The sequence below is a fragment of the Acinetobacter sp. M5A5_2a genome (assembly GCF_053345265.1).
On record NZ_JBKEZV010000013.1, the window covers coordinates 67,823 to 92,603 of the forward strand.

Genomic DNA, 24,781 nt, shown 5'->3' on the forward strand with positions numbered 1-24,781 from the left:
CTTCAGTTCCTTTGAAATCTACATTAACCCTTAACAACGAGGATGGCTACCATCACAGCTAAAGACCATGACTTTTCCTTGAATAGCCAAGTTTCCGTTCATCATTAAGCCCATAAAACCAGTTTCACGCCCATAGTCATAGGCCGATGGAGTTGCTGTAGCAACTTGCTGGTTACCACTATTAGCAGTCGCAGCATATGTCGGTTTTTTGAAATATGCATAATCATACATATTTGCACTCGACCCTTGCGTTGTTGTTGAGCTGGTAAAGTTATCTTGTTCAATCGATAAAGCATTGAAACCAAAATTACGAATTAAAATTGGCTGCGCTGCACTAAAACTCAGCTGAATGGCGGGCTTAATAATTTCTGTATTGTTTTTATCCAGATATTTTAAATCAGCACCATCTAAACCCATTTTTTGAATATTTAAAGTTCCTTGTACACCTTTAAACACTAGCCAAAGCTTATTACCACTATCGCTATTTTCAGCCCAACCACTTGGTTTAGTCACATCTGCTTGTACAAAACGTTTGTTAATTGCCAAACCAATATGGCAGAACTCCACGTTCTCACAGACACCACCACTACCATTGTCAAATATACCGTTACTCGTTTGGTTTAAATTGAGCATCAAAGATAAATCAGCACCGGCCTGTCCATTAATCGCCTGCAATGCTTCATTATCTAAAGTTTGCAGCTCCGCATGAGTAACCGTTGCAAAAAGAGCGAGGATCAAAGTACTTAATTTTTTCATATCATTATCCTCCTCTTATAAGCCTTTAGTTGTCAGTTTTAAATGTTGGATTAATACACCATCAATGACAGCTGAACCCATGTTATTAGTAATGGCTGAGCTAATTTGTGCTCCAGATAGCTTATAGGTGTTCAAATCTGCATTTGGCGTGGTGGTAGACCAACGTCCATTGTTATAAAGTGCATCTGGTAAAGGTGTGCCATTTGGTACAACAAACTGAGCCCCATTTCCTGCATCAGCTAAGGTATAACCTGTATTATTTACTGTCGGGTTATAATAAGCCGTACTATCTACATTGGCCCAATTAGCACCTTGTGAGTCAAATTTCAAACCTGAGCCTGCATTTCCCGTCCAGCCCGTTGCTGTACGGTACTGCCATGTATCATAACAAGTACTTAAGTTCAAAAATCCGCAACTATAACTGCCTGCACGACGCTCCTGATTTTGCAATTGGTAGAAGTTTTTAGTTTGCGTTATCGCCGCCACAGTACCCGTAGGTAATTTACCAAATGAAATACCGACCGCATCCTGTGTACTATTCCCTTTAAATGCCTCTAAAGTATTATTCGTTGCATTATAAACTGTTGAACCAATTGAGATACTGCTGTGCGTTGCACTAGAACCTTGGTAAGTTTTACCACCCAAGGTTACATTCGTACCACATTGGTAAATATTACAAGTAGAACCTAAATAACTAGTATCGGCACCACTATAGTCTGTATAAATTTTCTTATAAATTTCTGGTTTATTTGGAATACGAGCAAGTTCTAAACTAAAGTTTTTACCGTCTGAACTTAAAACGAGTGGTTGATATAAAGACCCTAACACAAGGTTAATGTTTGGGTTATAGAGATATAAACCTTCATTCGCATCAAAAGTTGGTGCAAGCCCACTATTAATTGCTGGTGTTACCAAATTACCTTGGGTAGTTCCAGATTCACGTGTACTCAAACGTAATACGTTATTCATAGCGCTATCAGTTGGCGCGGTCCATGAACCCGTTGAAGTAACAGTCGTAGTCTGACTACGAACCCGATATAACCAGTCCGAGCTTGGAGAGTTATTACTTGGTGCGCCAGTATATTGAGTACTATAGCGATTTACCCATGGCCCTACTGTAGATGTTGGGGTATTTGAAGTAATTGTTGCTCTTAAATTAGAGGCATCACCACTGTTTAAACGAATAACTCCTGCTAAACCCAAAGTATCGTTATAAAAAGGACTCATCCCACCAGCAGATGTTGCGCCCCCTAATGTTTGGAAAAGCTGTAAACGACTGCCATTTAAGCTAAAGTTATTCCAAACTCCTTGTAAACGAAGACGGTTTGCACGGCTTGTATCGGTACTGGTGCCAATCAAACCATTTGAGTCCCCATAATTAAATTGATCGGCGGCACCATTTATTTTATTTGGGTTACGCACAAAGATATCTGTCCATAAACCTAGTTTCAGCTTATAAGCGTCTATACCTGCAGAATCCTTTGTTCCGACCTCATATAAAGGAGCTTCTAAAGCTAAATAGGTTACTTGGCAAGTTGGATCAGTCGCACCACTACAATTTGTCGCACTAAAGTTCGGTACTGAGTTTTCTGTCGCAACTTTAAAGATCCACGGGTTGACGGCAGTTCCCCAACTTGAGATTGCAGCAGCCGCATCAGTAGAAGCAATACGGGTATTCGTATCATTATCAGATTTCGAAAGTGCCAAGCCATAAAGAAAAATATCAGCTTTACCAACCGCACGATCACCCGAATCAATCGAGCCATTTTTATTGGTATCTGCAGCTGTCATACTTAAAGGACCGACAGGCACATAATTGATATAACCTGTATCTTTAGTACGATCGGTTAATATCTGACTTGAGGTTTCATTAGCACCTGCGCCACGAAATACCATATAAGCATTCTGTGGCAAGATCGCAATACCTTCACCAGTAGTTTCACTTAAGCCCGCATCAGAAAGTTCTTCGAGTGCGAAACTAGATTGGCTTATACAAAGCCCTATTAAACTTGCCAAAACGGTTTTTTGAAACCTTACCGTATAATTAAGTGTAGTCATCTTGACCTTCCTGTTTTATACGATGCCGTGCACCATATTTATTTTTCTTTAACAATCCTTGATGCCAGGTGAATCTATCCTTTTCACCTTAGACAAAGAGGCACATCTAAAAGATATTGCCAACCTTTCCACATTTCTATTATGCGGAATATTTGCACAAATGCAAAAAAAAGCATGTAAAAAATTACTTTTCCGATGAATGCATACCATCAACTACAACGTTCTTTTAAGATTAACAGAACTTTAAATTCCCATAGCAGTTAGGAGCAAAACTCTGGTTTTTTAAAACTAAATTCGTCAGATTCATAGGAACATACTGACCAGTTAAATCAATATTTCCTGTATTGATACTCCCAGCCAAACAAGAAATTGCTAAAAAGCCACAGTTGACTGCATTTTCATCTTTTCCTAAATACGCGCTCACTTTACCTAGAGCGGCTTTAACAACATCATCGGTAATCACTACCTGTGACTGCGGAGTTACATCACCAATGTCAATCGGGTTCGAAAGTTCTAACCACCACCCCGCTTGAGAAACTGACTTCGCTCCTGTCCATTGTAAATTTTGCCCTTGCAAGGAAAGAGAGGCCGCCGTACCATTTAAATTGACTTTATGGAAATAGCCCAAATCTTCATTTACAGCAACATTTACACCTAAATTGTTAATCACACCTGTTAAATTCCCTGATAAAGGAATCGTTAAACCAAGATCGAGTTTCGCATCTGCTGAAATAGTTCCAGATAAATTAATACCACTTACATTAGCAGTACCTGTCAAATTTGCAGTAGTTATACGTTTGCCTGAGATGACTTGTGAAGGTAAAGTTAGACTACCAGATGCACTACTTAAACCTAGATCATAAGCTGTAGATTTAAAATTAGCCCAAACTAAACCATCAGAACTTCGTGCTCGGCCAGTAATTACTGTCCCCAAATTAGTTTGAGTTAAGCCAGAACCAGGAGAGCGAGCAAAAGTATTTACAGTTCCTCCAGTCGCTTGAGTTACCATATAACCACTAAAAGAGTTAATACCATTTTTTGTAGCAGTATTCTCTGACCCAAAAGTAAGTAAGCCTTGAATAGATTCAGCACTTAGTCTTACTCCAGCTACTTCGCGAGTCGATGCACTATTGGGGTTTTTAATCGCAAACTCAATAAACGGGTTGGTTAATTTTGCGGAAGAGCTAGCACGACCATCGTTAGTATCTGAAAGACCACTTAGACTTAAGTTATCAATATCAATATCACATGCACCCGCACCATTAGCTCCGCCGCACCCAAGCTGTAGTTTTTTAATATTCGCATTCAGCTCTAAATCGGCATCTAAGCCCAATTTATAAAAACCTACGTTACTGTTATTGTCGCGTAGTTTTTCCAAATTTGCAGAATCCGTAGGCGCAATATAAGACATACTCATTAAAGCTTGGCCACGAGTTGCGGATAGTTCCGAATCTGACATAGGGACTAATGTAGAGGCAGCATACGCTGAAGAAAAGCATAAGCTTCCAAGCGCTATCGCTACATGAAGAGACGTAAACTGTCGCATGGCCGACCTCCGTATCCTTGGGGGCATAATCCTGTTTAATTTCTTTTTATTTGGCCTGTCTGAATTTAGTAGATATCTAAGTAATTACTACTAAAAAGACAACCTATATCCAATACATTTGTTTTTCAATACTGTGATGCAGAACAAAAAAACAAATCAATTATTGATCATATTATATTATTTTTTACAAAAGGAAACTGTCATTTATCACTATTCCGATAAACGCACCTCACGTAAATTTTATTCATAAAATTGGGCCACCTAGGCGACCCATTATTTTAAAACTCTTCTTTATCTAAGAATCTAAGAAAAATTATGTTTTCGGAAGTGTAACGCCTGTTTGACCTTGGTATTTACCACCACGATCTTTATAAGATGTTTCACATACTTCATCACTTTCAAAGAATAGCATTTGTGCTACACCTTCCCCTGCATAAATACGGGCAGGTAAATTGGTGGTGTTTGAAAACTCTAAAGTTACGTGACCTTCCCATTCAGGTTCTAATGGAGTCACATTCACAATGATACCGCAACGAGCATAAGTCGACTTACCTAGACATACGGTCAACACATTACGAGGAATACGGAAATATTCAATTGTACGTGCTAGAGCAAATGAGTTTGGCGGAATAATACAAACATCAGACTCAATATCGATAAAACTTTTGTCATCAAAATTCTTTGGATCGACAATTGCAGAATGTACGTTAGTAAAAACTTTGAATTCACGGGCACAGCGTACATCATAGCCATAGCTAGAGACCCCGTATGAGATCAACTTTTCACCATTTTCATCAAAACGGACTTGATTCTCTGCATAAGGTTCAATCATGCCGTGTTTTTCGCTCATTTCGCGAATCCAACGATCAGACTTAATAGCCATGTATTTTCTATCCAAAAGGTAATTTCATTGATTTCGACGTACTTTAACTTAAAAAAGCAATTATGAAAACAACGCAAAGCTACTCAAACAAATAAGAATAGCTCAGCGGTACCTTTAAAGGCTCAGTAAAGCAGAATAGCTAATAGGAATTGAAAAACTGACTAAAACAAGTGAAGCTGTTTTTTGTAAATTAGTCTGATTTAGCCAGGCAACTTTCTTAGAAGCTAAAAGTGATCCTAAGAAAATCCAGAATAAGGCAATTGGCGTAATAAGCGCTAAGTAAGCCATCATATGAATTAAATAAATGTGAAAATCACTCCACGCAGCTACTGGAAAAATTGCTGAAGCAAAGAGCAAGGCTTTAGGATTCAATAAGGTTGCACAAAATAATTCACGAGTACGGATCGTAGGCTGATTTAATTCAATCTGCTGATTTGCCGTATGCCATAACTTAATGGCTAAGAAAATAATATAGCAAGCACTCAACAGCTTAAGAATAGGCGGCAGCAATGGCAATGTGGTTGACACTTTCCCAATCAGCATTCCCCATGCAGAAATAGAGATCACGTAACCCAAAACTTCTGCCGGAATAAGTTTTACTGACTTCCGTAGTCCTACTTGCACGCCTGAAGAAGCGAGTAAAGTGTTAGTCGGACCAGGTGTAAGTAAAATTGTGGCTACTAAGCCAATAAAAAGCCATGAAATCATTGAATGACCTCATAATATAGTCATCTCAGATTAATAGATATCCTGTCACATGGCAAAAGCTAATTGTAAGACAAAATTTTTTACATCACTTTTAATTTTCAAATAAAAATATTAAAAACATATACTTATAAAATTACCACAAAAAGTGATAAAGAAAAATTTACGGTCAGTTGTTATGCTTTTCAAATAATTTCGTACTTAAATAACATAAGTATTTTTATTTTAAGTCTATTTTTCCATCAAAAGCCTTTATAATAAAAAATATATAGTGATGGTAAGTTTAAATTTTAAGCTTTTAGTAAGTTTCAATTCATATATTGTTTCTGATTTTTTTATTTAGAGCACCGCGCTCTACTACCTTAATGATTATGGCAAAGCACTTTTTTCAATCTTGGCTTCCCTCACCCGAGAAAGTTTCAAATATGAAATTTCTAAGGATTTTTGGTAAAAAGACCCTTAATCCTGTGCTTTGGTATGTCAATCGAAAATCAATTACCCGAGCTGTTTTTGTCGGAACCTTTTTTGGTTTACTGCCTATCCCTTTTCACAGCGTATTTATTGTGATGGCAGTCTTACTATTTGAAGTAAATTTACCAATTAGCTTAATGTTAGCTTGGCTAAGTAATCCTCTTACTTTAGTTCCTATTCTATATATTGGGTTTTGGTTTGGTGCACATATTTTTCATGTGCATATGATCAACAAAGAAATGCTGCTGGGTGTATTGCACCAGATTTCCCGTTGGATTACTCATTTCGGTCATGGACACATTGATTTTAGTCTTGCGAAAATTTTAATGACAGGTCTTGTTGTAGAAGCTTTCGTATTTGCTGTCATTTTATATTTATCTACAGAAATTTTCTGGCGTTGGATGGTCATTAAAAACTGGAAAAGTAGACATCGCCATAAAAAGCAAGAAGAAGAAGTTTTATAAAGACTCCGATCTTCTTGCTTAGTTTTAAATTATTATTTTGGTAGTTTTGATTTCATATACTCTTCAGCCACATTGAGTACATACTCTTGGCAAGCCTCTCCTGTACCTGGGTCATAAGCTCCATTATTCGTAATATTATTAGATAAAATTCGAATTCCTAAAAAAGGAACATTAAACTGGCTGGCAATTTGTGCAACTGACGCCGCTTCCATTTCCTCGACTGAAGTGCCATAGCGTTGATGGAAGAATTGAATACGATCAAGCTCATTATTCCAGACATCTGCTGAACCAATCGTTCCCTCAACCACGTCGCCTTTGTCATAACGGACTTTATGTGCCGCCATTAATAACTCTTGGTCACCTTCAAATTTACGAATTGCGATAGGTTCTGGGTCAGACTCCTTTGTTGGCAAAACATCAAAAGCCTCAACCCATGTGAGTGAGTTTGAACCACCACCTACTGGCTGCTTTGGTGTTCTAAATGCACCAATATTGGTTGCGTATTTTCCTAAGACAATATCGTAAACGTGTAGATCTGGGTCGTGCCCACCTGATGTTCCCTGATTAATAATTGCGATTGGTTTATAACGTTCAATGGCTAAAGCAGTTGCTGCAGCAGAGTTACTCATACCCATGCGTGTTTTAGAGATAATCATTGGATAACCATTATAGGTACCCTTCCAGAATGTCCACCCACCAATGGTTTCAACAGTCTTATTCTCTAATTTTGAAGCCATTCTTTCCGACTCTACAGGCAAAGCACCCTGAATAATAATCGGCTGTAATTTCTGTTTTTGCTCCTGAACTGTAGGTGTTTGTGAAACAGAAGAGTCGTCATTATTGCATCCGACTAAAAATAAAGCGCTACATAAACTGATTACGCCAAAAGCACATTTAAATTGCATTTTTTACCCTTTCTTTTTAAAAAGTGTAAAGTAGCAATCTATATGCCAATTTCAAGTTTAGCTTTGTTATTAAGATTCAGTGGTTTAATTTTTTATTTTAACCAGATAATAAAAAACCCGACTTGAAGTCGGGTTTAAATAAATCAGAAGATACGTTTGTCATCACGTGTACGTTGAGGAATTTTTTCAATCTGCTCCCACATAGCTTTAGCAATATCAATGTAACTATCAGCCGCATCATCCATTGCTACAACACTAGGTTTGCCCTGATCAGCATGCTCACGGATCTGAGCATTTAAAGGCAAGCGACCTAATAATGGAATATGGTACTGTTCAGAAAGCTTGTCACCACCGCCAATACCAAAAATTTGCTCCTCATGACCACAGTTAGAGCAAATATGGGTCGACATATTTTCAACGACGCCTAATACAGGAATTCCAACTTTATTAAATAATTCGATACCTTTAGTAGCATCTAATAAGGCAACATTTTGTGGCGTAGTCACAATGATTGAACCAGTAACTGGGATACGCTGCGCAAGCGTGAGTTGAATATCACCAGTACCAGGTGGCATATCAATCATCAATACATCTAAATCAGGCCAAAGGGTCTGATTAAATAATTGCATTAAAGCACCCGTTGCCTTCGGTCCACGCCACGCGACAGGTGTGTTGTTATCACCAGTTAAATGTCCAATCGATAACACCGCCATGCCATAAGCATCTAAAGGCACAAAATTTTCACTTTCAATAAGAGGAGTTTTGCCAGCATTTCCCAGCATAGTCGGAATACTTGGGCCATAGATATCGGCATCCAACACTCCAACTTTAAGCCCCATTTTTTGCAAGGCAAGTGCTAAATTGACAGTAGTTGTCGATTTACCAACGCCACCCTTACCTGACGAAACTAAAATAACATGCTTAATGCGAGGATGAAGTGGAACATCTCTTTGTTGCGGAGCTGCTTTTTGGATAGGCGGATTATTCGGATCTGGTTCTGATTTAGGTGAAGCATCAAGCACAGGAGGTAAGTTCGAACTTTCTTGTGCAGGGCGCTTTTGTTGAACCACATGTAAGTTTAGTTCTTCGATACCACACTTTTCTAAAGCCCCAGCCAAATCATCATGAATTTGCTGCAAGTGCTCTTTTTCATCAGGAAATGTATTAATGGTGAGTTGTAATACTCGACCTTGAACTTGAAGCTGACTAATGCGCTCTTTTAAAGCATCTTTTGAATGCGGTAGTAAATAATTTTGGAGTACCGTTTGGATTTCATCTTCTTTCACTTCTTGTGCGGGTGAAAAAACAGACTTTAATGAAGAAAGCCAAGACATATTGTTTACTCCAAAAACAGATCATTACAGCTTAATGGAGGTAGTGTAACAGTATTGATCCGCACTCGCTCACCTAAGGATGAAGAATTGCTAATTTTCAAGCTTCCATCTTTTAGGTAAGGAGTGCAGATTTTAATTTAAATAAACTTATTCATCAGAATCATGGTGCTTCAATTTATTTAACTTATCTGTTGCTGTTTTCTTCAACTCATCAAATTTCGCCGTTGCTTGCGTTTTTAACTCATCAAATTTTGTTGCAGCCTCATCTTTTAACTCTACTGCTTTGGCTTTAGCGTCATCAAGTTTATGACCTGCTTCCGTACGTAAATGATCGAACTTATCTTGCAAGGTATGCTGAGCATCCTCAAGTTTGCCTTTCAAATCATTTGCTTTATCTTCAACTGCCTCTTTGCCAGCAGCTTGTTTATCTTTTACATTTTCCTTTAAATCATCCAAAGCTTTTTCACCTTGAACTTTTGCATCTGCCACTTTGGCCTTTAATTCATCTACTTTACCTTCAACAGCTTCTTTACCAGCAGCTTCTTTAGCTTTTACGTTTTCCTTTAAATCTTCCAAAGCTTTTTCACCTTGTACTTTTGCATCTGCCGCTTTTGCCTTTAACTCATCTAATTTATTTTCAGTAGTCATCGTTGTTATCCTCGTAGTTAATTAAAAAATTACCTGAATAAGTTATTAGTTATACATCGTTATGGCTTATTTTCTGACCGTAACTGCAATTTGAAACAAAGACAATACAGGAAGATTCAAATATTTTTTGATTTGTTTATCTGTTCTAAAGAGAAACACTCTCTAACCAAAACCCATTTTTATAGAAACCTCTTGCACCAAGCCAAAGATTATTAATCTTTGCTTATCTCCCTGCATCAGTTAAAATCTTCCACCTTATAAATACGAATGAGAGAATGAAATCCGTGCGTAAAATTTTAGTCACTAATGCCCTCCCTTATGCTAATGGTCCAATTCATATGGGTCATTTACTCGGTTACATCCAGGCAGATATCTGGGTTCGTGCCATGCGAGCAATGGGTCATGATGTGACTTATGTATGTGCGGATGATGCTCACGGTACAGCAATTATGCTACGTGCCGAAGCAAATGGTATTAGCCCAGAAGAGCAAATTGCGAATGTTCAAAAAGAACACATCCGTGATTTTGACGGTTTTGGCGTACATTTCGATCATTACGATTCAACTCATAGCGATGCGAACAAAGCCCGCTCAACAGATATCTATATTAAAAACCGTGAAGCTGGAAATATTGCAGTTCGCCCTGTAACTCAATTATTTGACCCAGAAAAAGGCATGTTCTTGTCTGACCGTTTCATTAAAGGCACATGCCCGAAATGTAAATCAGAAGACCAATACGGCGACTCATGTGAAGTTTGTGGTACGACCTATAATGCAACTGAACTACTTAACCCACGTTCAACCTTAAGTGGTGCAACACCAGTTGAAAAATCTTCAGATCATTATTTCTTTAAACTACCGAACTTTGCTGAGTATTTACAGAAATGGACCCGTGATGAAGGTCGATTACCTGTTTCGATTGCAAACAAGCTAGATGAATGGTTTGAGTCGGGTTTAACCGATTGGGATATTTCCCGTGATGCACCTTATTTCGGTTTCGAGATTCCTGATGCACCAAATAAATACTTCTATGTTTGGGTAGATGCGCCAATTGGTTATATGTCGAGTTTTGAAAATTACATCAAAACTAAGCGCCCAGATTTAAGTTTTGATGATTTCTGGAAAAAAGACAGTCAAAACGATGTTTACCATTTCATTGGTAAAGACATTGTTTATTTCCATGCATTGTTCTGGCCTGCAATGTTGGATGGTGCAAACTATCGCACTCCAACGGGTCTTTTTGTAAATGGTTTCTTGACTGTGAACGGACAAAAAATGTCTAAGTCTCGTGGTACTTTCATTAAAGCAGAGACTTATTTACAGCATCTAAACCCAGAATATTTACGTTACTACTTTGCATCTAAACTTTCAGATAAAGTTGAAGACTCTGATTTAAATCTTGATGATTTTATTCAAAAAGTAAATTCTGACTTAGTCGGTAAAGTCGTCAATATTGCTAGCCGTTGCGCTAAATTTATCAACAGTAACTTTAACAATACTTTATCTGCTGCATGTGCAGAATCTGAATTGGTACAAAGTTTTATTGATGCAGGTGATTCAATCGCTAGCGCATATGAAGCACGTGAATTCTCAATGGCTATTCGTGAAATTATGGCGCTTGCTGATCGTGCAAACCAATATATTGACGAGAAAAAGCCATGGGCACTTGCTAAACAAGAAGGTCAAGAACAACAAGTTCTTGATGTGTGCTCAGTTGGTATCAACTTGTTCCGTCAATTAGCTGTGTACTTAGCTCCAGTTCTTCCAACTTTGGCTGAGCAAGTTCAAGGTTTCTTAAAACTTGAGAGCTTCAATTTCGAATCACGTAAACAAATTCTTGTAAGCCATGAGATTGCACAGTTCCAACCGCTTATGCAACGTGTTGATCCAAAAGCTGTTGCAGCAATGGTGGATGCATCTAAAGAGTCTTTAGGTACTCCTGCTCCAGAAGCAACTAAAGCAGCGGCGAAAAAGGACAAAGCTGCCGAGAAAAAAGCGGCTCCTGTTCCAGCAGTTGGTGAAGCAGAAATCATTGGTATTGAAGATTTCTTAAAGGTTGACTTACGTGTTGCTCAGGTCGTTGAAGCAGGCACTGTTGAAGGTTCAGATAAATTACTTCAACTTACTTTAGACGTTGGTGAAGCTGAAACACGTAACGTATTCAGTGGTATTCGTAGCCAATACGCACCAGAAGATTTAAAAGGTAAACTGGTCGTTATGGTTGCTAACCTTGCACCACGTAAAATGCGTTTTGGTATTTCAAACGGAATGGTACTTGCTGCTGGAAATGGTGAAGGTATTTTCATTATTTCTCCAGATAGCGGTGCAAAACCAGGTGATAAAGTTTCTTAATCTGCCTTCATAAAAAAAGCTTCCTAAATTGGAAGCTTTTTTATTTTTAAAATTCGAGTTCTAAAGAAACATAAATAAGTGAATTTAAATTACGACCACGGCCACCCTTCACAAGGGTTATTAAATAAAACATATATATTTCCTAACTCCTCATTTGTTAAATAGCCATTCTTATTTTCATCTAAATAATGAAATAACCCTATATGCTTGTTTTCACCTTGAAAACGTTTATCGCTGGGCCAGTTATAAGGATAGAAATCTTCAACACGTTCAAATTCTTTTAGGCTGTACATTCCATCATGATTTAAATCATATTTTCCCTGAAAAAGCTCCCAATCTAAAGATGCAGGTTCACATGCATTGACCATATTCAAAATACAGTAAGTCGCACACCCCGCAAGTAACTTAATAGTTGGATTGCTCATGATTATTCGCTTGGATATCGGAAATTTTATAATCCTTTTCATGAACTGGAGTGCCAACAATACTCATGGTCCGTTCATTTGCTGGTGGTTGCTTACTCATCGTTCTCATCTCACATCCTGTAGTTAAGATGAGAAAAACTACAGAAATGCTCACCATTAGTTTTTTCATAACGTGATCCTCATTTCTTTTTGTTTTATTTATTAAGTTACCACTTTTTAAATGTTTAAGTGCTAAAAAAGATATTTCAATTTGTATATATTTTACGCAAAAATAAAGCCAGACTATAAATCGCTGGCTTTGGATTTTTTAGATATTTTAATTAAAGATTTATCATTTGAAGAAAATTAGCTTTAAACCCAATAGGCTAACAATGCTTCCAGCAACTCGGTCAACACCAGTTTTTGCCTTTAAATACATTTTTCTAGGCTTCTCTGAAGATAGAAGCATTGCCACACATGAATACCATCCCGCATCGATCATAAAACAAATCACTGGCAATGCGACGTAGTAATAATTTGGGATTTCTTTCGGCAGTAAAGCAGTAAACACACTTGCTAGTACGACTGCAATTTTCGGGTTACTTAACTGAGTAATCAAACCATATCGATATGCCTGTTTATAGGTCATTTTTGATTTGCCATCATTCTCCATGGCAATTGGTTCTTTGGCATGTTTAATAATTTTAAAAGCTAGCCAAAGCAAATACAGCCCACCACCAATTTTTAAAATTAAATATGCAGAAGGTACAGCCAATAAAACCGCTTGTAATCCCATAACAGCTAATAAGCCAAACAGAGCCGCACCTGTACCCGTTCCTAAAGCCGTGAACAAACCATGTTTACGTGATTTAGAAATTGAATTTTGTGCCACATAAATAAAGCTTGGCCCAGGGCTTATTGCTCCAAGCATCAATGCCATCGCAATTGAAAAAAGAGGAATAAGGGACTCAAACATTGTATTGACCTAGCATTACGCAATTGCGCGGTATTCTACCAGCTTTTTATGACGCAGATAAAAATGGAGAAGATATAAATGATGAAAATTGAATTTTCATGTTTTTACAATTTATCTCTTCACAACGGACAAAAATGTCCGTTAAATATATAACCTTTAAGACTCCCCAATCTATGACATGAGTAAACGTCAAAAAATTGCTGCCCATAATCGGGATGAATTACTCAATGCAGCCGAAGAATGTTTTCGTATTCATGGCATTAATGTCCCCTTACAAGTTGTGATTGACCACGCTGGTGTAGGACGAGCAACGTTCTATCGTAACTTTTGTGATCGCAAAGCTTTAATTAGCGCACTTTTAGAACGCGCGATTACACAGCTAGAGCAAAAAGCAGCTCATTTTCAACAATTCGGAGACGGTTTATTTCGTTTAATTGAAGGACACATTGGGCAACTTCCCAAGCTCGCAATTTTGCAAGATTTTTGGAGAGTAATTGATCGACAAGACCCAATTATGTTAAAAATCTATGAACGGCGAAATAATGCACTTAATCCACTGATTGAAAAAGCAATAGAACAAAAACTGTGCCGAGCTGATCTAACTGCCGATGACTATGCGATGGTTACTGCAATGTTAGGTTCTTCATTTCAAGGACATGAGCCCGAAGAACAGACTCGCTTAGCAAAACGAGCAATTGAATTACTATTTCATGGTATTCAAATACAAAAAATTCGAGGGATAGAATGAGTAAAACGCCTCGTTATTTAGAAACACCACCCGACTGGACACCAGAAGAGCAACCGACTCTACCTGGTTCACCAGCAGCTATTGCACACTCTGTACCTAAGCGGTTTATTTACTTTTTTATCGGTTTATTTATCGCTCTTTCGGCAAGCTTAAGTAATGGTTTTATTACGGCAAACTTACCGTTAATCCAGGGTGAATACGGCCTTACACCTTCCGAAGCTGCTTGGCTGCCTGCGGCCTATGTCATGGCAAATGTCAGCTCAAATCTAATTTTGTTTAAAGCCAGACAACAATATGGCCTGAGAGTATTTTCAGAAATAGGACTCGTTATTTTTATTGCGGTTCTTGTTTTGCATATTTTTGTGCATACCTATGAAATGGCACTATTTGCTCGGGTTGTGGCTGGTTTAGCGGGTGCACCACTAAGCTCTTTAGGTATGTATTACACCATGCAAGCCTTTAAAAAAGCAGACATGGCAAAAGGAATATATATCGCCTTCGGCTTTCAGCAACTTGGCGTACCCTTGGCTTGGATTATTTCTCCTTTCCTTGTAAGTACAGACAGTTGGTCTGTTCTTTACACCTTTGAGCTCGGTTTAGCACTTTGTTGTTTAGCCATGGTCGTTTCATTGAAATTACCACGTAGCTTAAGAATTTATGTTTTTGAGAAGCAAGATTTCTTCACCTTTGCCTTATTGGCTCCAGGTTTTGCATGTTTATGTATCGTGCTGACGCAAGGTCCAATTTTATGGTGGTTTAATAGCGAATGGCTTGCCTATATATTAATCGCAGGTTTTAGCTTAGTTGTTTTAGGTTTGCTCTATGAGCACTATCGAGCCAATCCATTAATTATGACGCGTTGGTTAGGTGCTTCTTCGACCCTACGTTTCATTTTTGGTGCTTTTGCTATTCGACTTTTAATGTCTGAACAAAGCTATGCTGCTGTTAACTTCTTAAAAACAATGGGAATGGGACCTGATCAATTTGTTCCACTCTATGTTGTGATATTCATAGGAATTTTAAGCGGAACACTTTTTAGTGCACTTACTTTTTCACGCGAACGAATTATCTTCCACTTACTTTTTGCAGAATTTTTGATTCTGGTCGCCTGTGGACTAGATTATCACTTAACCAGTGATGTTCGACCTGTGAATTTCTTCGCAAGTCAGTTTTTAGTCGGCTTTGCTGGTGGTCTGTTTATTGGTCCATTACTTCTTATTGGCTTTGCACAAACACTTGCTAAGGGCCCATCTTACGTAGTGACCTTTATCGTATTGTTTTCTGCTACCCAAACTTTCGGTGGTCTTGTCGGGTCTTCTTTCTTCTCGACCTATCAACAACATCGTACGCAGAACTATCAGGCAGAGATCATTAAAGATTTAGAACAAGCAGACCCTCTAGTCGCTCAAAGGCTCTCCACCTATCAACGCAGTGCATCAATCACGACTACTGACCCAGCATTACAAACAGCTCAATCCATGCGCTCACTTAATCAAGTGGTCACTCGTGAAGCCCAAGTACGTGCCTACAATGATGTTATTGCTTTAAACGGTATTTTTGCCGTCGCCCTACTCTTATGGGGTGGATTTAATATTGCACGTAGTAAATATCTACAACGCAGAGGAATTAGCCGTCCTTAACGGCTTTCGTATTTGATGAAATAGAAATTGAGATTGATATATGTCAGATAATCAAAACAAACCGGAACAAACGCCTGCTCAGGCACCTGCCAACGAGCCAACACCTGCACCTGCACCTGCACCTGCACCTGCAAGTAAACTGATTCCGACAAAACGCTCAACACTGTTATGGATGTTAGGTGTTCTTATTGTCGGTATTTTAGTGATTTTATGGGCATGGAGAATTGGACCTTTTGCAACCAGTGTTCAGCAAACTGACAATAGTTATGTCAAAGGTAAAACCACAATTTTATCTTCACAAATTAATGGCTACGTTAAAGACGTATTAGTTAAAGACTTTGACCATGTTAAAAAAGGTCAAGTGCTCATGCATATTGATGCAACCACTTACGATCAAAAAGTAACGCAAGCAGCTTCTGGGGTTGAACAAGCTAAAAATACTTTAGCTAATCAAACTCAATCCATTGCTCAGAAACAAGCTGATATTGTGGCTGCACAAGCCAAAGTGGATCAAGCAAAAGCTCAATACGAACTCTCTTTAGCACAGCTCAGACGTTATCAACAGTTAGGAAATAGTGGAGCAGCTTCTAAATCCGAACAAGATAAAGCCGCGGCGGATGCAGAAAATAACCTTGCAGCACTTAAACAAGCAGAAGCCAATGTATTAGTTGCAAATGAAGCGCTTAAAACAGCACAAGTCGCAGAAGCTGGCTTAGAGGCACAAGTTTCAAGCGCTAAAGCACAGTTGGACCAAGCACAAACCACCAAAGACTATAGCGTTATTGTTGCCCCGATGGATGGTCAACTTGGCGAAGTAAACCCTCGTGTTGGGCAATATGTTGCAGCAGGCTCACAGTTACTCTATTTAATTCCACAGCAAACTTGGGTGATTGCTAACTTTAAAGAAACCCAAATTGCCAATATGCGGATTGGTCAAAAGGCATGGTTCACAGTCGATGCGATGAAACACAAAAAATTTACAGGACATGTTGAGCAGATCTCACCTGCTGCGGGTTCCGAGTTCAGTGTGTTAAAACCTGACAATGCGACAGGAAACTTTACTAAAGTTGTTCAACGGATTGCTGTACGTATAACTATCGACCCAAATCAGGAAGGAATGGAACATTTACGCCCTGGTATGTCAGTAGTTACTTCTGTCGATACAAATTCGTAAACAGCTTTTTAAAGTTCTATTTAAAAAGTTACAATGTGATCAATCATTATTTTCTCAATTTCTAATGTTTGATCACATTACTCAATCGGTTCCTTATCAACATATTCAACTTCCCTATCCCCTGCATCTCGACATTAAGCGGTTAGACTTAATTCACCCTCAAATCTCGGGGAATAAGTTTTTCAAATTAAAATACAATCTACTTGTAGCACAGCAACAAGAATTATCACGCATTTTGACTTTTGGTGGCGCTTATTCAAATCACATTGCTGCAACTGCATATGCGGCTCATCTTTTTGGCTTAAAAAGTATTGGGATTATTCGTGGTGAAGAGTTAGCTGAAAAACCTCTTAATCCAACCTTAGCAAAAGCTCAAAGTTTAGGAATGCATTTACATTTTGTCTCGCGCACTGAATATCGTTTGAGAGATGATGCAAACTATCTTCAACAATTACACAATCAATTTCCTGAAACTTTCATTATTCCTGAAGGCGGTTCTAATCAGCTAGCCGTGCAAGGTTGTCAGGAAATTCTCAGTCAAAGCGATTTGCAAAACTATGATGTCATTTGCTGTGCAGTCGGAACTGGTGGGACTATTTCAGGGCTGATTGAACGAAGTGCACCACATCAAAAGGTTCTAGGATTTTCCGCATTAAAAGGCGACTTTCTACAACAAGATATTATGCAGTGGACTAAAAAACAGAATTGGTCACTGACAGATGCCTACTGTTGTGGTGGTTATGCGAAAACTTCACCTGAGTTATTCGCATTTATCCAAAATTTTGAAGAACAATACGCTGTACCTCTTGAACCGATCTATACGGGAAAAATGATGTTCGGTCTGTTTGACCTTATCAAAAATAATTACTTCCCTGAAGGAACTCGTATTCTAACAATTCATTCTGGCGGTTTACAGGCTGATATAAGAAACAAGCTAAGCTACTGATTCATTAATTTTTAGGAGATATTGCTCCTCATACCGATAAATGTCTTTAGCATGAGTAAGTGTCGGCATGATAGTATATGCCCCTTTTTAATTTTCAAGATTAATCGAGAATCTCTTATGTCTAACAGTCATGTCGATGTCATTGTCTTAGGTGCAGGTGCTTCTGGACTCATGTTGGCTGCACATGCTGCTAAACGCGGGCGCTCGGTTTTAATTTTAGAAAAAGCCAATAAAATTGGTAAAAAGATTTTAATGTCAGGTGGTGGTAAGTGTAACTTTACTAACCTATATGTAGAACCTGATAACTATATTTCTCATAATCCGCACTTCGTTATTTCTGCCCTGTCACGGTATAGCAACTGGGACTTTATCGGTTTGGTGTGTGACTACAAAATTGCCTATGAAGAACGTAAACACGGACAATTATTTACGCTAAACGGCGCTAAAGAAATTTTAGAAATGCTGGTGAGTGAGTGTAATAAAACTAAAAATGTAGATATTCAAACCCATTGCGAAGTTGGACAAATTACACCCTTGGAAAAAGGTGGGTTTTCACTAAACACCAATCAAGGACATTACACTTGTGATTCTTTAGTGATTGCGACTGGGGGCTTATCGATTCCAACATTAGGCGGTTCTGGTTTTGGCTATGAACTGGCACAAAAATTTGGACATCAGGTTTTCCCAACTCGTGCAGGTTTAGTTCCATTTACTTTTTCAGATCATATTAAAGAAGTGACCACACGCTTAAGCGGTAACGCTTTGGATGTAACGTTAAGTAACTCAAAAAATAGCTTTACTGAAGCATTATTATTTACCCATCGTGGTTTGAGTGGACCAAGTTCTTTGCAGCTTTCAAACTATTGGAATTCAGGAGAAAGTTTTAAAATTGACTTTTTCCCAAGCCAAGATTTAGCAACTTATTTAAAAGATAAAAAGAAAACACAGCCTAAAGTTTTATTACGTACTCTTCTTAATGAATTCACTGCCAAAAGTATTATTCAAGAGTTACAACAACTCATATGGTCAGAGCAGAGCGAAACAGCGATTGGTAATATCAGTGATGCACAGCTAGATCATATTGCTGAGCAGTTACATGGCTTCGCAGTTAAACCGTCTGGAACAGAAGGATATCGTACCGCTGAAGTTACTTTAGGCGGAATAGATACAACAGAAGTATCTTCCAAGACTATGGAAAGTAAAAAGCAGAAAGGATTGTTTTTTGTTGGCGAAGTACTCGATGTAACTGGCCATTTAGGAGGTTATAACTTCCAGTGGGCATGGTCTTCTGCCTATGCTGCTGCCCAATACGTATAAACTAATTTGAGTTTTTCGAACTATTTGATGCGTTCGATGAATCTTGTGGCTGAGAAGTAGTCTGTTTTGAGCTTTCCGACTTACTAAATACAAATTTATAAGCACTCGCTAAAAAACCTACCGTAATTCCGGCAATGACAATTGGTGCTAAAAAACGACCTGGTTTCTTCATCGTATTTTCCTCACTTATTTGTTTTTATAACGGCCAAAAAAGAACGACCACTCAATATAGAGTGGTCGAACTTATCACAAAAATCAAAGATTTTTTGTACTGTTTATCTGAAATTCAGTTTAATTCCCTTAAATTTCATCATTTTCACCTGTAGAGCCAAACGGTTTATTCACTGGGGGTTGTGCTGGATTCACCTGTACAGAATCTGCTGGTTTTGCATCAGATGAAACTGGTGACGGTGAAGTCGTTGGCGCAGATGTAGTTGTGGCTGGAGCTGCACTACTCGTACTAGACGGTGGTTGATAAAGAGGATTTGGTTGATTCGCTTCTTTTTTAGCTTTATCAAGCAAATCAGTTAAAAGTCGTTCTGCTGGTTGGCGACCACCTAAGCCAAATGCAAGAGCGAAAGCAACTGCAACTGCACCTAGAGTCAAACCAAATGCAAGATTAACAATTGAATCTGCAATACCCATGGCTCTTAAACCAAGTGCAAGTACTAGACCAATAATTAAGACACGAACTAAGCTAGCTAACCAACGCGAGCTATTATATTCACCACGTTGCACCACGTTCGCCACAACATTTGCGAGCCAGAAGCCAATAACCAAAATAACAGCACCTAACAGAATGTTTGCACCGAAATGGATAAACATTGCGATTAGACCACTAATTTGGTCGAAACCAAGACGATCCGCAGCTTCAGATACTGCAAAAAGCATGGTGAAGAATACGATTAGGCAACCGACAGCACTAGAAACTTTAGTTTGACCTAAAAAGCGTTGTACATCTAATTTGGCAGGAATTTCATCAACACCAGTACCTGCAATTAACTCTGCAACCAAACGTCCAACAAAACGAGAAACAATATAAGCAACCAGTAAAATTAAACCAGCAGCAATAATGTTTGGAATTGCCTGCAAGATTTCGTTGAGCATTGCTGTCGCTGGCTGAGAAATCGTCTCAATCCCTAAAGCTTCGAAAGCTACAATTAATGTCGTAATAATAATGATAGCAAAAACAAACGAACCTAAAAATTTGCCTACATTAGAGCTTTTGAAAAGACCAATTTTTTCCGCTTGAGCTTGAATACCTAAACTATTAACAAGACCTTCAACAATACCTCGTACAATTTTTGCCAAGATATACCCAACAAAAACGATAACGCCAGCAATAAAGATATTTGGTAAGAACGCTACGGCGTCATTTACCATATTCTGAACTGGAATCAGTAAGCCTGTTAGTCCTAATATTGAAAGAACAATCGGAAGGAAAAGTAACAATACAAGCCAGTAAAGAATTTCACCGATATTTTGGCTAATTCCACCTACACCCACTTCATTGCTTAATTTATCATCGAGTTGGGTTCTGGATAAAACATTGGTCACCCCTGCTCGCACCAGTCGAGCAACGATCCAACCAATAAAACCCACCACCACAGCAGCAATAATATTTGGAATATAGACGAGTACCTGATTCACCATATTGCTGAACGGGCCACTTACTCCACTAATGTTAAGTACATTGAGAGCTGCGACAACCGCTAAGATTAAAATAAACCAGAATACGACTTTTGAAATAAGGCCTTCTATATTTGGGGCTCGACCAGTGGCTGAAGATAGTTTGGCATTGGTATTTACTTTTTGTAGAAGCTTTTTCACACCTGCCGCTACCAATAAAGCAATTATCCAACCAACCAATAAGATCACTATTGCAGCCAGAATTGGATGAAACTGATCCCAGTAATACATCGCATCAAATTGAGCGCCGCGAGGCCCATCAAAAAATTCATTCATATTGTTATGTCCTCAATTGTTATGTTCTTTTCAGTGTTATCTCTAGGAAACACCATTCGTTGTAAAAAATGACGATGAATGCGGTCTATCTCACATTATGTTTTGAATATTTTCTAATCAACACACTTCTGCATAAATACAACAAATTGATGCAAAAGGTTGCAAAAAAGCCTTCAGGTTTACACCTAAAGGCTTGATATCAAGATAAACTGATTTGCTTATTACCCTATATAGGTCTTTAAATTCAAATCAGAACTACCCTTAATTACATGTGGTGTGGTCTCATTTTGAAAAGTTCCCTCTTGTTTAGGAGTCTGGTTGTGGTCAGCAACCATATAGACAATAAGCGCAAGAAGAAAAAGCCCAACAATAATTAAAATATAAACTGGCAATCTTCTTTTTTTCGCAGTTTCTTCAGGACTCGTCACATGAGGTGGTTTTGAAAAATCATGCATCTTCTTTCCCCTCTTCTATTATCATTAACTTTATATTCATCATAGCAATTTGCTTTGTTGCATTGTGTGAAAAAGCATTATGCGAAGGTGTCTGTGATTGCAAAACTCTACTTTTAAAATAATAAAAATAGTATAAAATTTGCACACATTAATTTAAGCAATTAAAAATAATTTCCAACTATTCACGAACTTCGTCTATGTCCCATTTGTAATACAATATGTTTTAGCGCTTACTTTTTAGAAAATAGGCTATAATAAGCCCCCATGTTTTAAAGCTACTCTATTTTATGATGTATCGTCAGCAAAACGTAACTCTTGATCTCGACACTGACGTCACACATCAATGTTATATCCACCAGACAAGAGACGAACATCTCATTGGTATTATTGAATTTAATAAACCAAGTTATGAACTCAAATGGGGTGATCTGGAATATTTTCGTCGTCGTACTGAAGAATTTTCAGTTATGCCATTTCCTGACTGCATTAACGCCATGATTGTTGATATTCGTAATATCAATATTTTTCTGGACAATGAAGTTCCGATTTTACCTTGGCGTTTACTTGAAGAAGACTGTCCTGTTCGCTTAGTTGTTCCCCAAGACCGTTTAGAACATTATGCAGGCCTTTTTGAACCTACTTGGCTTTCAAGCGATGTAGACAGTGCGATTTCCGAAATTCGTGAATTTATGGATATGTTTGTCCATTAATAAACATATCCATAAAAATAATTTTAAAGTTCTTTTAATTGTCGTTTGTTACCAGTAATTTTCTACTGCAATATTTCCCTCACCTCGACGATTCATCGTCAAACCACGGCGCTTTAAAGCCTCTTTCGTGTCATCTACCATTTCTGGGTTTCCACAAAGCATGACATGGCTTGTTGCAGGGCTCAGTTCTATACCAGCAACTTTTTCTAATTCACCGTTTTCAATCAAAACCGGTAAACGATCATGTAACTGTGCTGATGGATCACGAGTGATAATTGAAATAAATTTAAAACCGACGTGCCCTTCCCCAAAAGTTTCAGCAATCTCTTGAATACGATCGACATAAGCTAATTCAGCTGCGGTACGGACACTGTAGACCAAATTAATCTTTTGATATTTCGACCATGTATCGAAGTCTTGTAGCATCGATAAAAATGGAGCCAAGCCAGTACCCGTTGCCAATAACCATAAATCATGTGGTAAAGGCTGTTGATAGCGAGCTAAAGTAAGATAACCATAAGGTATTTTTTCTAAATAAAGCTCATCACCTACCTTCAAATGTTGAAGATTTGAGGTAAATGCACCGTCAGGCACTACAATCGAGAAAAATTCTAGCGTTTCATCAAATGGAGACGACACCACCGAATAGGCACGAACAACAAGTTCTTCTCCAACTTTCAGTCCAATACGTGCAAATTGCCCAGCCGTAAATTTAAAATGTGCAGGGCGAGTCATGGTGAAACTAAAAAGAGTTGGAGTCCAGCGGTGTACAGATAAAACTTTTTCTACGCTAAATTTTTCAATTGACATGATTTCAACGTGGCATGAAATAGTGCGCTCATGTTAGCATGACAGTCGAAATAATGAATACTTTTAAACGTTAAGGCTTTTTAAACATGCGCATGACATTACGCCAGTTGGCTGTTTTTGTAGCCGTCGCTCAAGAAGGAACTGTCACCAAAGCCAGTGATGCGGTCAGACTGACGCAAAGTGCAGCAAGTATGGCTTTAGCCGATTTAGAGGATGGTCTTGGTGCCCCTCTATTTGATCGTTTAGGTAAACGACTACAACTCAACGATCTTGGTCGCTTTCTATTGCCACAAGCACTAGAAATATTAGGTCGCTGTGAAGCTTTTGAGCAAGCTGCAAAAGGTGAGTTACAAAGTATTGACTTACGTATTGGGGCAACTCTAACGATCAGTGATTACCTTATGCCAGATTTAATGGCTAACTTTTTACAGTATCACCCTAAAGCACACTTGCAATTACAGGTGGGCAATACTCGCCAAATGATTGAAGCTGTCAATCAGTTTCAGCTTGATTTAGCATTAATTGAAGGCTCGTGTCATCTACCTCAACTTCAATGCATTCACTGGCGTGATGATGAGCTTGCAGTATGCTGCTCACCTACCCATCCTCTAGCACGCTTAAATCGACCTTTAACAGCACATGATTTTCATCAAGTTGAATGGATTTTACGTGAAGAGGGTTCGGGAACTCGTGAAGTGTTTGATAATGCTATTTTGCAAGATCTACCAGACGCTAATATTCGCCTCACCCTAGGCCACAATGAAGCAATTTTGAAAATCGTTGCTGGTGGTTTAGGAATGTCTTGTATCTCTAAACTCGCTATTGAACCTTTAATTGAAAAAGAACAATTAGTTATTTTAGAAACGCCATTCTGGCAACTTACTCGCCCACTTTACATGTTGGTACACCGTCAAAAATACCAAGGTCCTGGCCTCAAAGCATTCTTACAATTCTGTGAAGAGCAGGTTTAAGACCTGATCTTCTAGTACCATCTTGAGTTGTTCTCAGATAACTCACCATTCTTTTCATTTTATTATTTATTACTTAAAACAATTAAGGGAAGTTAACACCTCCCTTAATTGTTTATTACTTACTCGTTCCACAAACGATCAAAAATCTTCTTTGCTGGTCTTAGCTAAACTCTGCAACAAGATAGCTTTGAGCATTGAGAACACTATTAGCGTCGAAAATGTGATAACAACTCTGTTGTAATCGCTTTATTATGATCAGTAATTTGAGTTTTTTTGGTTTTAGACGGATTAGGATCGATACGTTCAATCTTTATAGCCTTAAATTTCCCCTGATTATCTACAGCGAGAAATTTCACTTTTTCATTTCTTTTCGGCTCCCCTTCTGATGCAGGAAAATCCGAAATATGAAAGAAAATATCTCCTTCAGCCGTTCCAATAAAACCAAATCCTTTGTCAGGATCATATTGTTTAACTTTTCCGGTATAAAACTCTTGCTTCATGATCTTTACCTTACTTTTTCAATACTGTTATTACAGCAGAAAAT

The 24,781-nt window shown here is 38.3% G+C and carries 25 protein-coding genes; 9 read left to right on the forward strand and 16 right to left on the reverse strand.

Features of this window, described 5'->3' with window-relative positions; all coding sequences use genetic code 11:
* Positions 1-30: 30 nt before the first annotated feature.
* From ACLBWE_RS16955 to ACLBWE_RS16975, 5 genes are all read right to left on the reverse strand, one after another.
* Positions 31-756: a DUF6160 family protein gene (locus ACLBWE_RS16955; RefSeq protein ID WP_447604062.1), complete on the reverse strand. Its 726-nt coding sequence runs from the start codon at positions 754-756 to the stop codon at positions 31-33.
* Positions 757-771: 15 nt separating this feature from the next.
* Positions 772-2,814 carry a hypothetical protein gene (locus ACLBWE_RS16960; RefSeq protein WP_447604063.1) on the reverse strand — a complete coding sequence of 681 codons (2,043 nt, stop codon included), beginning with the start codon at positions 2,812-2,814 and terminating at the stop codon, positions 772-774.
* A 232-nt stretch (positions 2,815-3,046) separates the two neighbouring features.
* Positions 3,047-4,360 (reverse strand): hypothetical protein, encoded by a 1,314-nt coding sequence (locus ACLBWE_RS16965; RefSeq protein ID WP_447604064.1) that lies wholly within the window; start codon positions 4,358-4,360, stop codon positions 3,047-3,049.
* 313 nt (positions 4,361-4,673) lie between these two features.
* Positions 4,674-5,243 carry a dCTP deaminase gene (dcd, locus tag ACLBWE_RS16970; RefSeq protein WP_003653416.1) on the reverse strand — a complete coding sequence of 190 codons (570 nt, stop codon included), beginning with the start codon at positions 5,241-5,243 and terminating at the stop codon, positions 4,674-4,676.
* Positions 5,244-5,357: 114 nt separating this feature from the next.
* Positions 5,358-5,951, reverse strand: a complete 594-nt coding sequence (locus ACLBWE_RS16975; protein WP_045436552.1) for a LysE family translocator — start codon at positions 5,949-5,951, stop codon at positions 5,358-5,360.
* 362 nt (positions 5,952-6,313) lie between these two features.
* Here ACLBWE_RS16975 and ACLBWE_RS16980 point away from each other — a divergent pair, with 362 nt between their 5' ends.
* Positions 6,314-6,883, forward strand: a complete 570-nt coding sequence (locus ACLBWE_RS16980) for a DUF2062 domain-containing protein (protein WP_003653419.1) — start codon at positions 6,314-6,316, stop codon at positions 6,881-6,883.
* Between the two features lie 32 nt (positions 6,884-6,915).
* Here the strand turns inward: ACLBWE_RS16980 and ACLBWE_RS16985 are convergent, their stop codons facing one another.
* The 3 genes from ACLBWE_RS16985 to ACLBWE_RS16995 form a co-directional block, all read right to left on the reverse strand.
* Entirely contained in the window at positions 6,916-7,788 is an 873-nt protein-coding gene (locus ACLBWE_RS16985; protein WP_447604065.1) for a 5'-methylthioadenosine/S-adenosylhomocysteine nucleosidase, read from the reverse strand.
* Between the two features lie 143 nt (positions 7,789-7,931).
* Complete coding sequence (gene apbC, locus ACLBWE_RS16990) at positions 7,932-9,122, reverse strand: iron-sulfur cluster carrier protein ApbC (protein ID WP_003653423.1); 1,191 nt, start codon at positions 9,120-9,122, stop codon at positions 7,932-7,934.
* A gap of 147 nt (positions 9,123-9,269) precedes the next feature.
* The gene (locus tag ACLBWE_RS16995) at positions 9,270-9,770 is read right to left on the reverse strand and encodes a hypothetical protein (protein WP_447604066.1); all 501 of its coding nucleotides are present in this window, start codon (positions 9,768-9,770) and stop codon (positions 9,270-9,272) included.
* A gap of 284 nt (positions 9,771-10,054) precedes the next feature.
* Here ACLBWE_RS16995 and metG point away from each other — a divergent pair, with 284 nt between their 5' ends.
* Complete coding sequence (gene metG / locus ACLBWE_RS17000; protein WP_348888471.1) at positions 10,055-12,121, forward strand: methionine--tRNA ligase; 2,067 nt, start codon at positions 10,055-10,057, stop codon at positions 12,119-12,121.
* Positions 12,122-12,210: 89 nt separating this feature from the next.
* Here metG and ACLBWE_RS17005 read toward each other — a convergent pair whose 3' ends face one another.
* The 3 genes from ACLBWE_RS17005 to ACLBWE_RS17015 all read right to left on the reverse strand — a co-directional run bounded on the left by ACLBWE_RS17005 (position 12,211) and on the right by ACLBWE_RS17015 (position 13,501).
* On the reverse strand, positions 12,211-12,546 hold the full coding sequence (locus tag ACLBWE_RS17005) for a calcium-binding protein (RefSeq protein WP_447604067.1): 336 nt from the start codon (positions 12,544-12,546) through the stop codon (positions 12,211-12,213).
* On the reverse strand, positions 12,527-12,715 hold the full coding sequence (locus ACLBWE_RS17010) for an NF038215 family lipoprotein (protein ID WP_003653431.1): 189 nt from the start codon (positions 12,713-12,715) through the stop codon (positions 12,527-12,529). The genes ACLBWE_RS17005 and ACLBWE_RS17010 overlap by 20 nt, the downstream gene beginning before the upstream one ends.
* Before the next feature lie 162 nt (positions 12,716-12,877).
* The gene (locus tag ACLBWE_RS17015; RefSeq protein WP_056483808.1) at positions 12,878-13,501 is read right to left on the reverse strand and encodes a LysE family translocator; all 624 of its coding nucleotides are present in this window, start codon (positions 13,499-13,501) and stop codon (positions 12,878-12,880) included.
* A gap of 178 nt (positions 13,502-13,679) precedes the next feature.
* On the opposite strand from ACLBWE_RS17015, the gene ACLBWE_RS17020 reads away from it, so the two are divergent.
* The 5 genes from ACLBWE_RS17020 (at position 13,680) to ACLBWE_RS17040 (ending at position 19,326) form a co-directional block, all read left to right on the forward strand.
* Positions 13,680-14,249, forward strand: coding sequence for a TetR/AcrR family transcriptional regulator (locus tag ACLBWE_RS17020; RefSeq protein ID WP_004641494.1), 570 nt, complete (start codon positions 13,680-13,682; stop codon positions 14,247-14,249).
* Positions 14,246-15,889: an MFS transporter gene (locus ACLBWE_RS17025; RefSeq protein ID WP_005048729.1), complete on the forward strand. Its 1,644-nt coding sequence runs from the start codon at positions 14,246-14,248 to the stop codon at positions 15,887-15,889. Before ACLBWE_RS17020 ends, ACLBWE_RS17025 begins: the two co-directional genes overlap by 4 nt.
* A gap of 40 nt (positions 15,890-15,929) precedes the next feature.
* On the forward strand, positions 15,930-17,063 hold the full coding sequence (locus tag ACLBWE_RS17030) for an HlyD family secretion protein (protein ID WP_447604068.1): 1,134 nt from the start codon (positions 15,930-15,932) through the stop codon (positions 17,061-17,063).
* Between the two features lie 64 nt (positions 17,064-17,127).
* On the forward strand, positions 17,128-18,009 hold the full coding sequence (locus ACLBWE_RS17035; protein ID WP_447604069.1) for a 1-aminocyclopropane-1-carboxylate deaminase/D-cysteine desulfhydrase: 882 nt from the start codon (positions 17,128-17,130) through the stop codon (positions 18,007-18,009).
* A gap of 117 nt (positions 18,010-18,126) precedes the next feature.
* Entirely contained in the window at positions 18,127-19,326 is a 1,200-nt protein-coding gene (locus ACLBWE_RS17040; RefSeq protein WP_017392315.1) for a BaiN/RdsA family NAD(P)/FAD-dependent oxidoreductase, read from the forward strand.
* Position 19,327: 1 nt separating this feature from the next.
* Here the strand turns inward: ACLBWE_RS17040 and ACLBWE_RS17045 are convergent, their stop codons facing one another.
* The 3 genes from ACLBWE_RS17045 to ACLBWE_RS17055 form a co-directional block, all read right to left on the reverse strand.
* A complete protein-coding gene (locus tag ACLBWE_RS17045; RefSeq protein WP_447604070.1) occupies positions 19,328-19,498 on the reverse strand; it encodes a hypothetical protein in 171 nt (56 codons plus the stop codon).
* 128 nt (positions 19,499-19,626) lie between these two features.
* A complete protein-coding gene (locus ACLBWE_RS17050; RefSeq protein WP_447604071.1) occupies positions 19,627-21,291 on the reverse strand; it encodes a mechanosensitive ion channel in 1,665 nt (554 codons plus the stop codon).
* Between the two features lie 221 nt (positions 21,292-21,512).
* Positions 21,513-21,746, reverse strand: coding sequence for a hypothetical protein (locus tag ACLBWE_RS17055; RefSeq protein WP_045436523.1), 234 nt, complete (start codon positions 21,744-21,746; stop codon positions 21,513-21,515).
* Positions 21,747-22,036: 290 nt separating this feature from the next.
* Between ACLBWE_RS17055 and ACLBWE_RS17060 the strand changes: the two genes are divergently transcribed.
* A complete protein-coding gene (locus ACLBWE_RS17060; RefSeq protein WP_171056780.1) occupies positions 22,037-22,456 on the forward strand; it encodes a hypothetical protein in 420 nt (139 codons plus the stop codon).
* A gap of 48 nt (positions 22,457-22,504) precedes the next feature.
* Here ACLBWE_RS17060 and ACLBWE_RS17065 read toward each other — a convergent pair whose 3' ends face one another.
* Entirely contained in the window at positions 22,505-23,266 is a 762-nt protein-coding gene (locus tag ACLBWE_RS17065; protein ID WP_198077914.1) for a ferredoxin--NADP reductase, read from the reverse strand.
* A gap of 86 nt (positions 23,267-23,352) precedes the next feature.
* Between ACLBWE_RS17065 and gigC the strand changes: the two genes are divergently transcribed.
* A complete protein-coding gene (gene gigC, locus ACLBWE_RS17070) occupies positions 23,353-24,237 on the forward strand; it encodes a LysR family transcriptional regulator GigC (RefSeq protein WP_198497073.1) in 885 nt (294 codons plus the stop codon).
* Between the two features lie 206 nt (positions 24,238-24,443).
* Here gigC and ACLBWE_RS17075 read toward each other — a convergent pair whose 3' ends face one another.
* Positions 24,444-24,737, reverse strand: a complete 294-nt coding sequence (locus tag ACLBWE_RS17075; RefSeq protein ID WP_005042841.1) for a cold shock domain-containing protein — start codon at positions 24,735-24,737, stop codon at positions 24,444-24,446.
* Between the last annotated feature and the right edge of the window lie 44 nt (positions 24,738-24,781).

What these genes read in the sequence shown, in the direction of transcription:
- ACLBWE_RS16955 (WP_447604062.1), bottom strand. Translation starts at nt 756, where the DNA reads ATGAAAAAATTAAGTACTTTGATCCTCGCTCTTTTTGCAACGGTTACT.
- ACLBWE_RS16960 (WP_447604063.1), bottom strand. Translation starts at nt 2,814, where the DNA reads ATGACTACACTTAATTATACGGTAAGGTTTCAAAAAACCGTTTTGGCA.
- ACLBWE_RS16965 (WP_447604064.1), bottom strand. Translation starts at nt 4,360, where the DNA reads ATGCGACAGTTTACGTCTCTTCATGTAGCGATAGCGCTTGGAAGCTTA.
- dcd (WP_003653416.1), bottom strand. Translation starts at nt 5,243, where the DNA reads ATGGCTATTAAGTCTGATCGTTGGATTCGCGAAATGAGCGAAAAACAC.
- ACLBWE_RS16975 (WP_045436552.1), bottom strand. Translation starts at nt 5,951, where the DNA reads ATGATTTCATGGCTTTTTATTGGCTTAGTAGCCACAATTTTACTTACA.
- ACLBWE_RS16980 (WP_003653419.1), top strand. Translation starts at nt 6,314, where the DNA reads ATGATTATGGCAAAGCACTTTTTTCAATCTTGGCTTCCCTCACCCGAG.
- ACLBWE_RS16985 (WP_447604065.1), bottom strand. Translation starts at nt 7,788, where the DNA reads ATGCAATTTAAATGTGCTTTTGGCGTAATCAGTTTATGTAGCGCTTTA.
- apbC (WP_003653423.1), bottom strand. Translation starts at nt 9,122, where the DNA reads ATGTCTTGGCTTTCTTCATTAAAGTCTGTTTTTTCACCCGCACAAGAA.
- ACLBWE_RS16995 (WP_447604066.1), bottom strand. Translation starts at nt 9,770, where the DNA reads ATGACTACTGAAAATAAATTAGATGAGTTAAAGGCAAAAGCGGCAGAT.
- ACLBWE_RS17005 (WP_447604067.1), bottom strand. Translation starts at nt 12,546, where the DNA reads ATGAGCAATCCAACTATTAAGTTACTTGCGGGGTGTGCGACTTACTGT.
- ACLBWE_RS17010 (WP_003653431.1), bottom strand. Translation starts at nt 12,715, where the DNA reads ATGAAAAAACTAATGGTGAGCATTTCTGTAGTTTTTCTCATCTTAACT.
- ACLBWE_RS17015 (WP_056483808.1), bottom strand. Translation starts at nt 13,501, where the DNA reads ATGTTTGAGTCCCTTATTCCTCTTTTTTCAATTGCGATGGCATTGATG.
- ACLBWE_RS17020 (WP_004641494.1), top strand. Translation starts at nt 13,680, where the DNA reads ATGAGTAAACGTCAAAAAATTGCTGCCCATAATCGGGATGAATTACTC.
- ACLBWE_RS17025 (WP_005048729.1), top strand. Translation starts at nt 14,246, where the DNA reads ATGAGTAAAACGCCTCGTTATTTAGAAACACCACCCGACTGGACACCA.
- ACLBWE_RS17030 (WP_447604068.1), top strand. Translation starts at nt 15,930, where the DNA reads ATGTCAGATAATCAAAACAAACCGGAACAAACGCCTGCTCAGGCACCT.
- ACLBWE_RS17035 (WP_447604069.1), top strand. Translation starts at nt 17,128, where the DNA reads ATGTTTGATCACATTACTCAATCGGTTCCTTATCAACATATTCAACTT.
- ACLBWE_RS17040 (WP_017392315.1), top strand. Translation starts at nt 18,127, where the DNA reads ATGTCTAACAGTCATGTCGATGTCATTGTCTTAGGTGCAGGTGCTTCT.
- ACLBWE_RS17045 (WP_447604070.1), bottom strand. Translation starts at nt 19,498, where the DNA reads ATGAAGAAACCAGGTCGTTTTTTAGCACCAATTGTCATTGCCGGAATT.
- ACLBWE_RS17050 (WP_447604071.1), bottom strand. Translation starts at nt 21,291, where the DNA reads ATGAATGAATTTTTTGATGGGCCTCGCGGCGCTCAATTTGATGCGATG.
- ACLBWE_RS17055 (WP_045436523.1), bottom strand. Translation starts at nt 21,746, where the DNA reads ATGCATGATTTTTCAAAACCACCTCATGTGACGAGTCCTGAAGAAACT.
- ACLBWE_RS17060 (WP_171056780.1), top strand. Translation starts at nt 22,037, where the DNA reads ATGTATCGTCAGCAAAACGTAACTCTTGATCTCGACACTGACGTCACA.
- ACLBWE_RS17065 (WP_198077914.1), bottom strand. Translation starts at nt 23,266, where the DNA reads ATGTCAATTGAAAAATTTAGCGTAGAAAAAGTTTTATCTGTACACCGC.
- gigC (WP_198497073.1), top strand. Translation starts at nt 23,353, where the DNA reads ATGCGCATGACATTACGCCAGTTGGCTGTTTTTGTAGCCGTCGCTCAA.
- ACLBWE_RS17075 (WP_005042841.1), bottom strand. Translation starts at nt 24,737, where the DNA reads ATGAAGCAAGAGTTTTATACCGGAAAAGTTAAACAATATGATCCTGAC.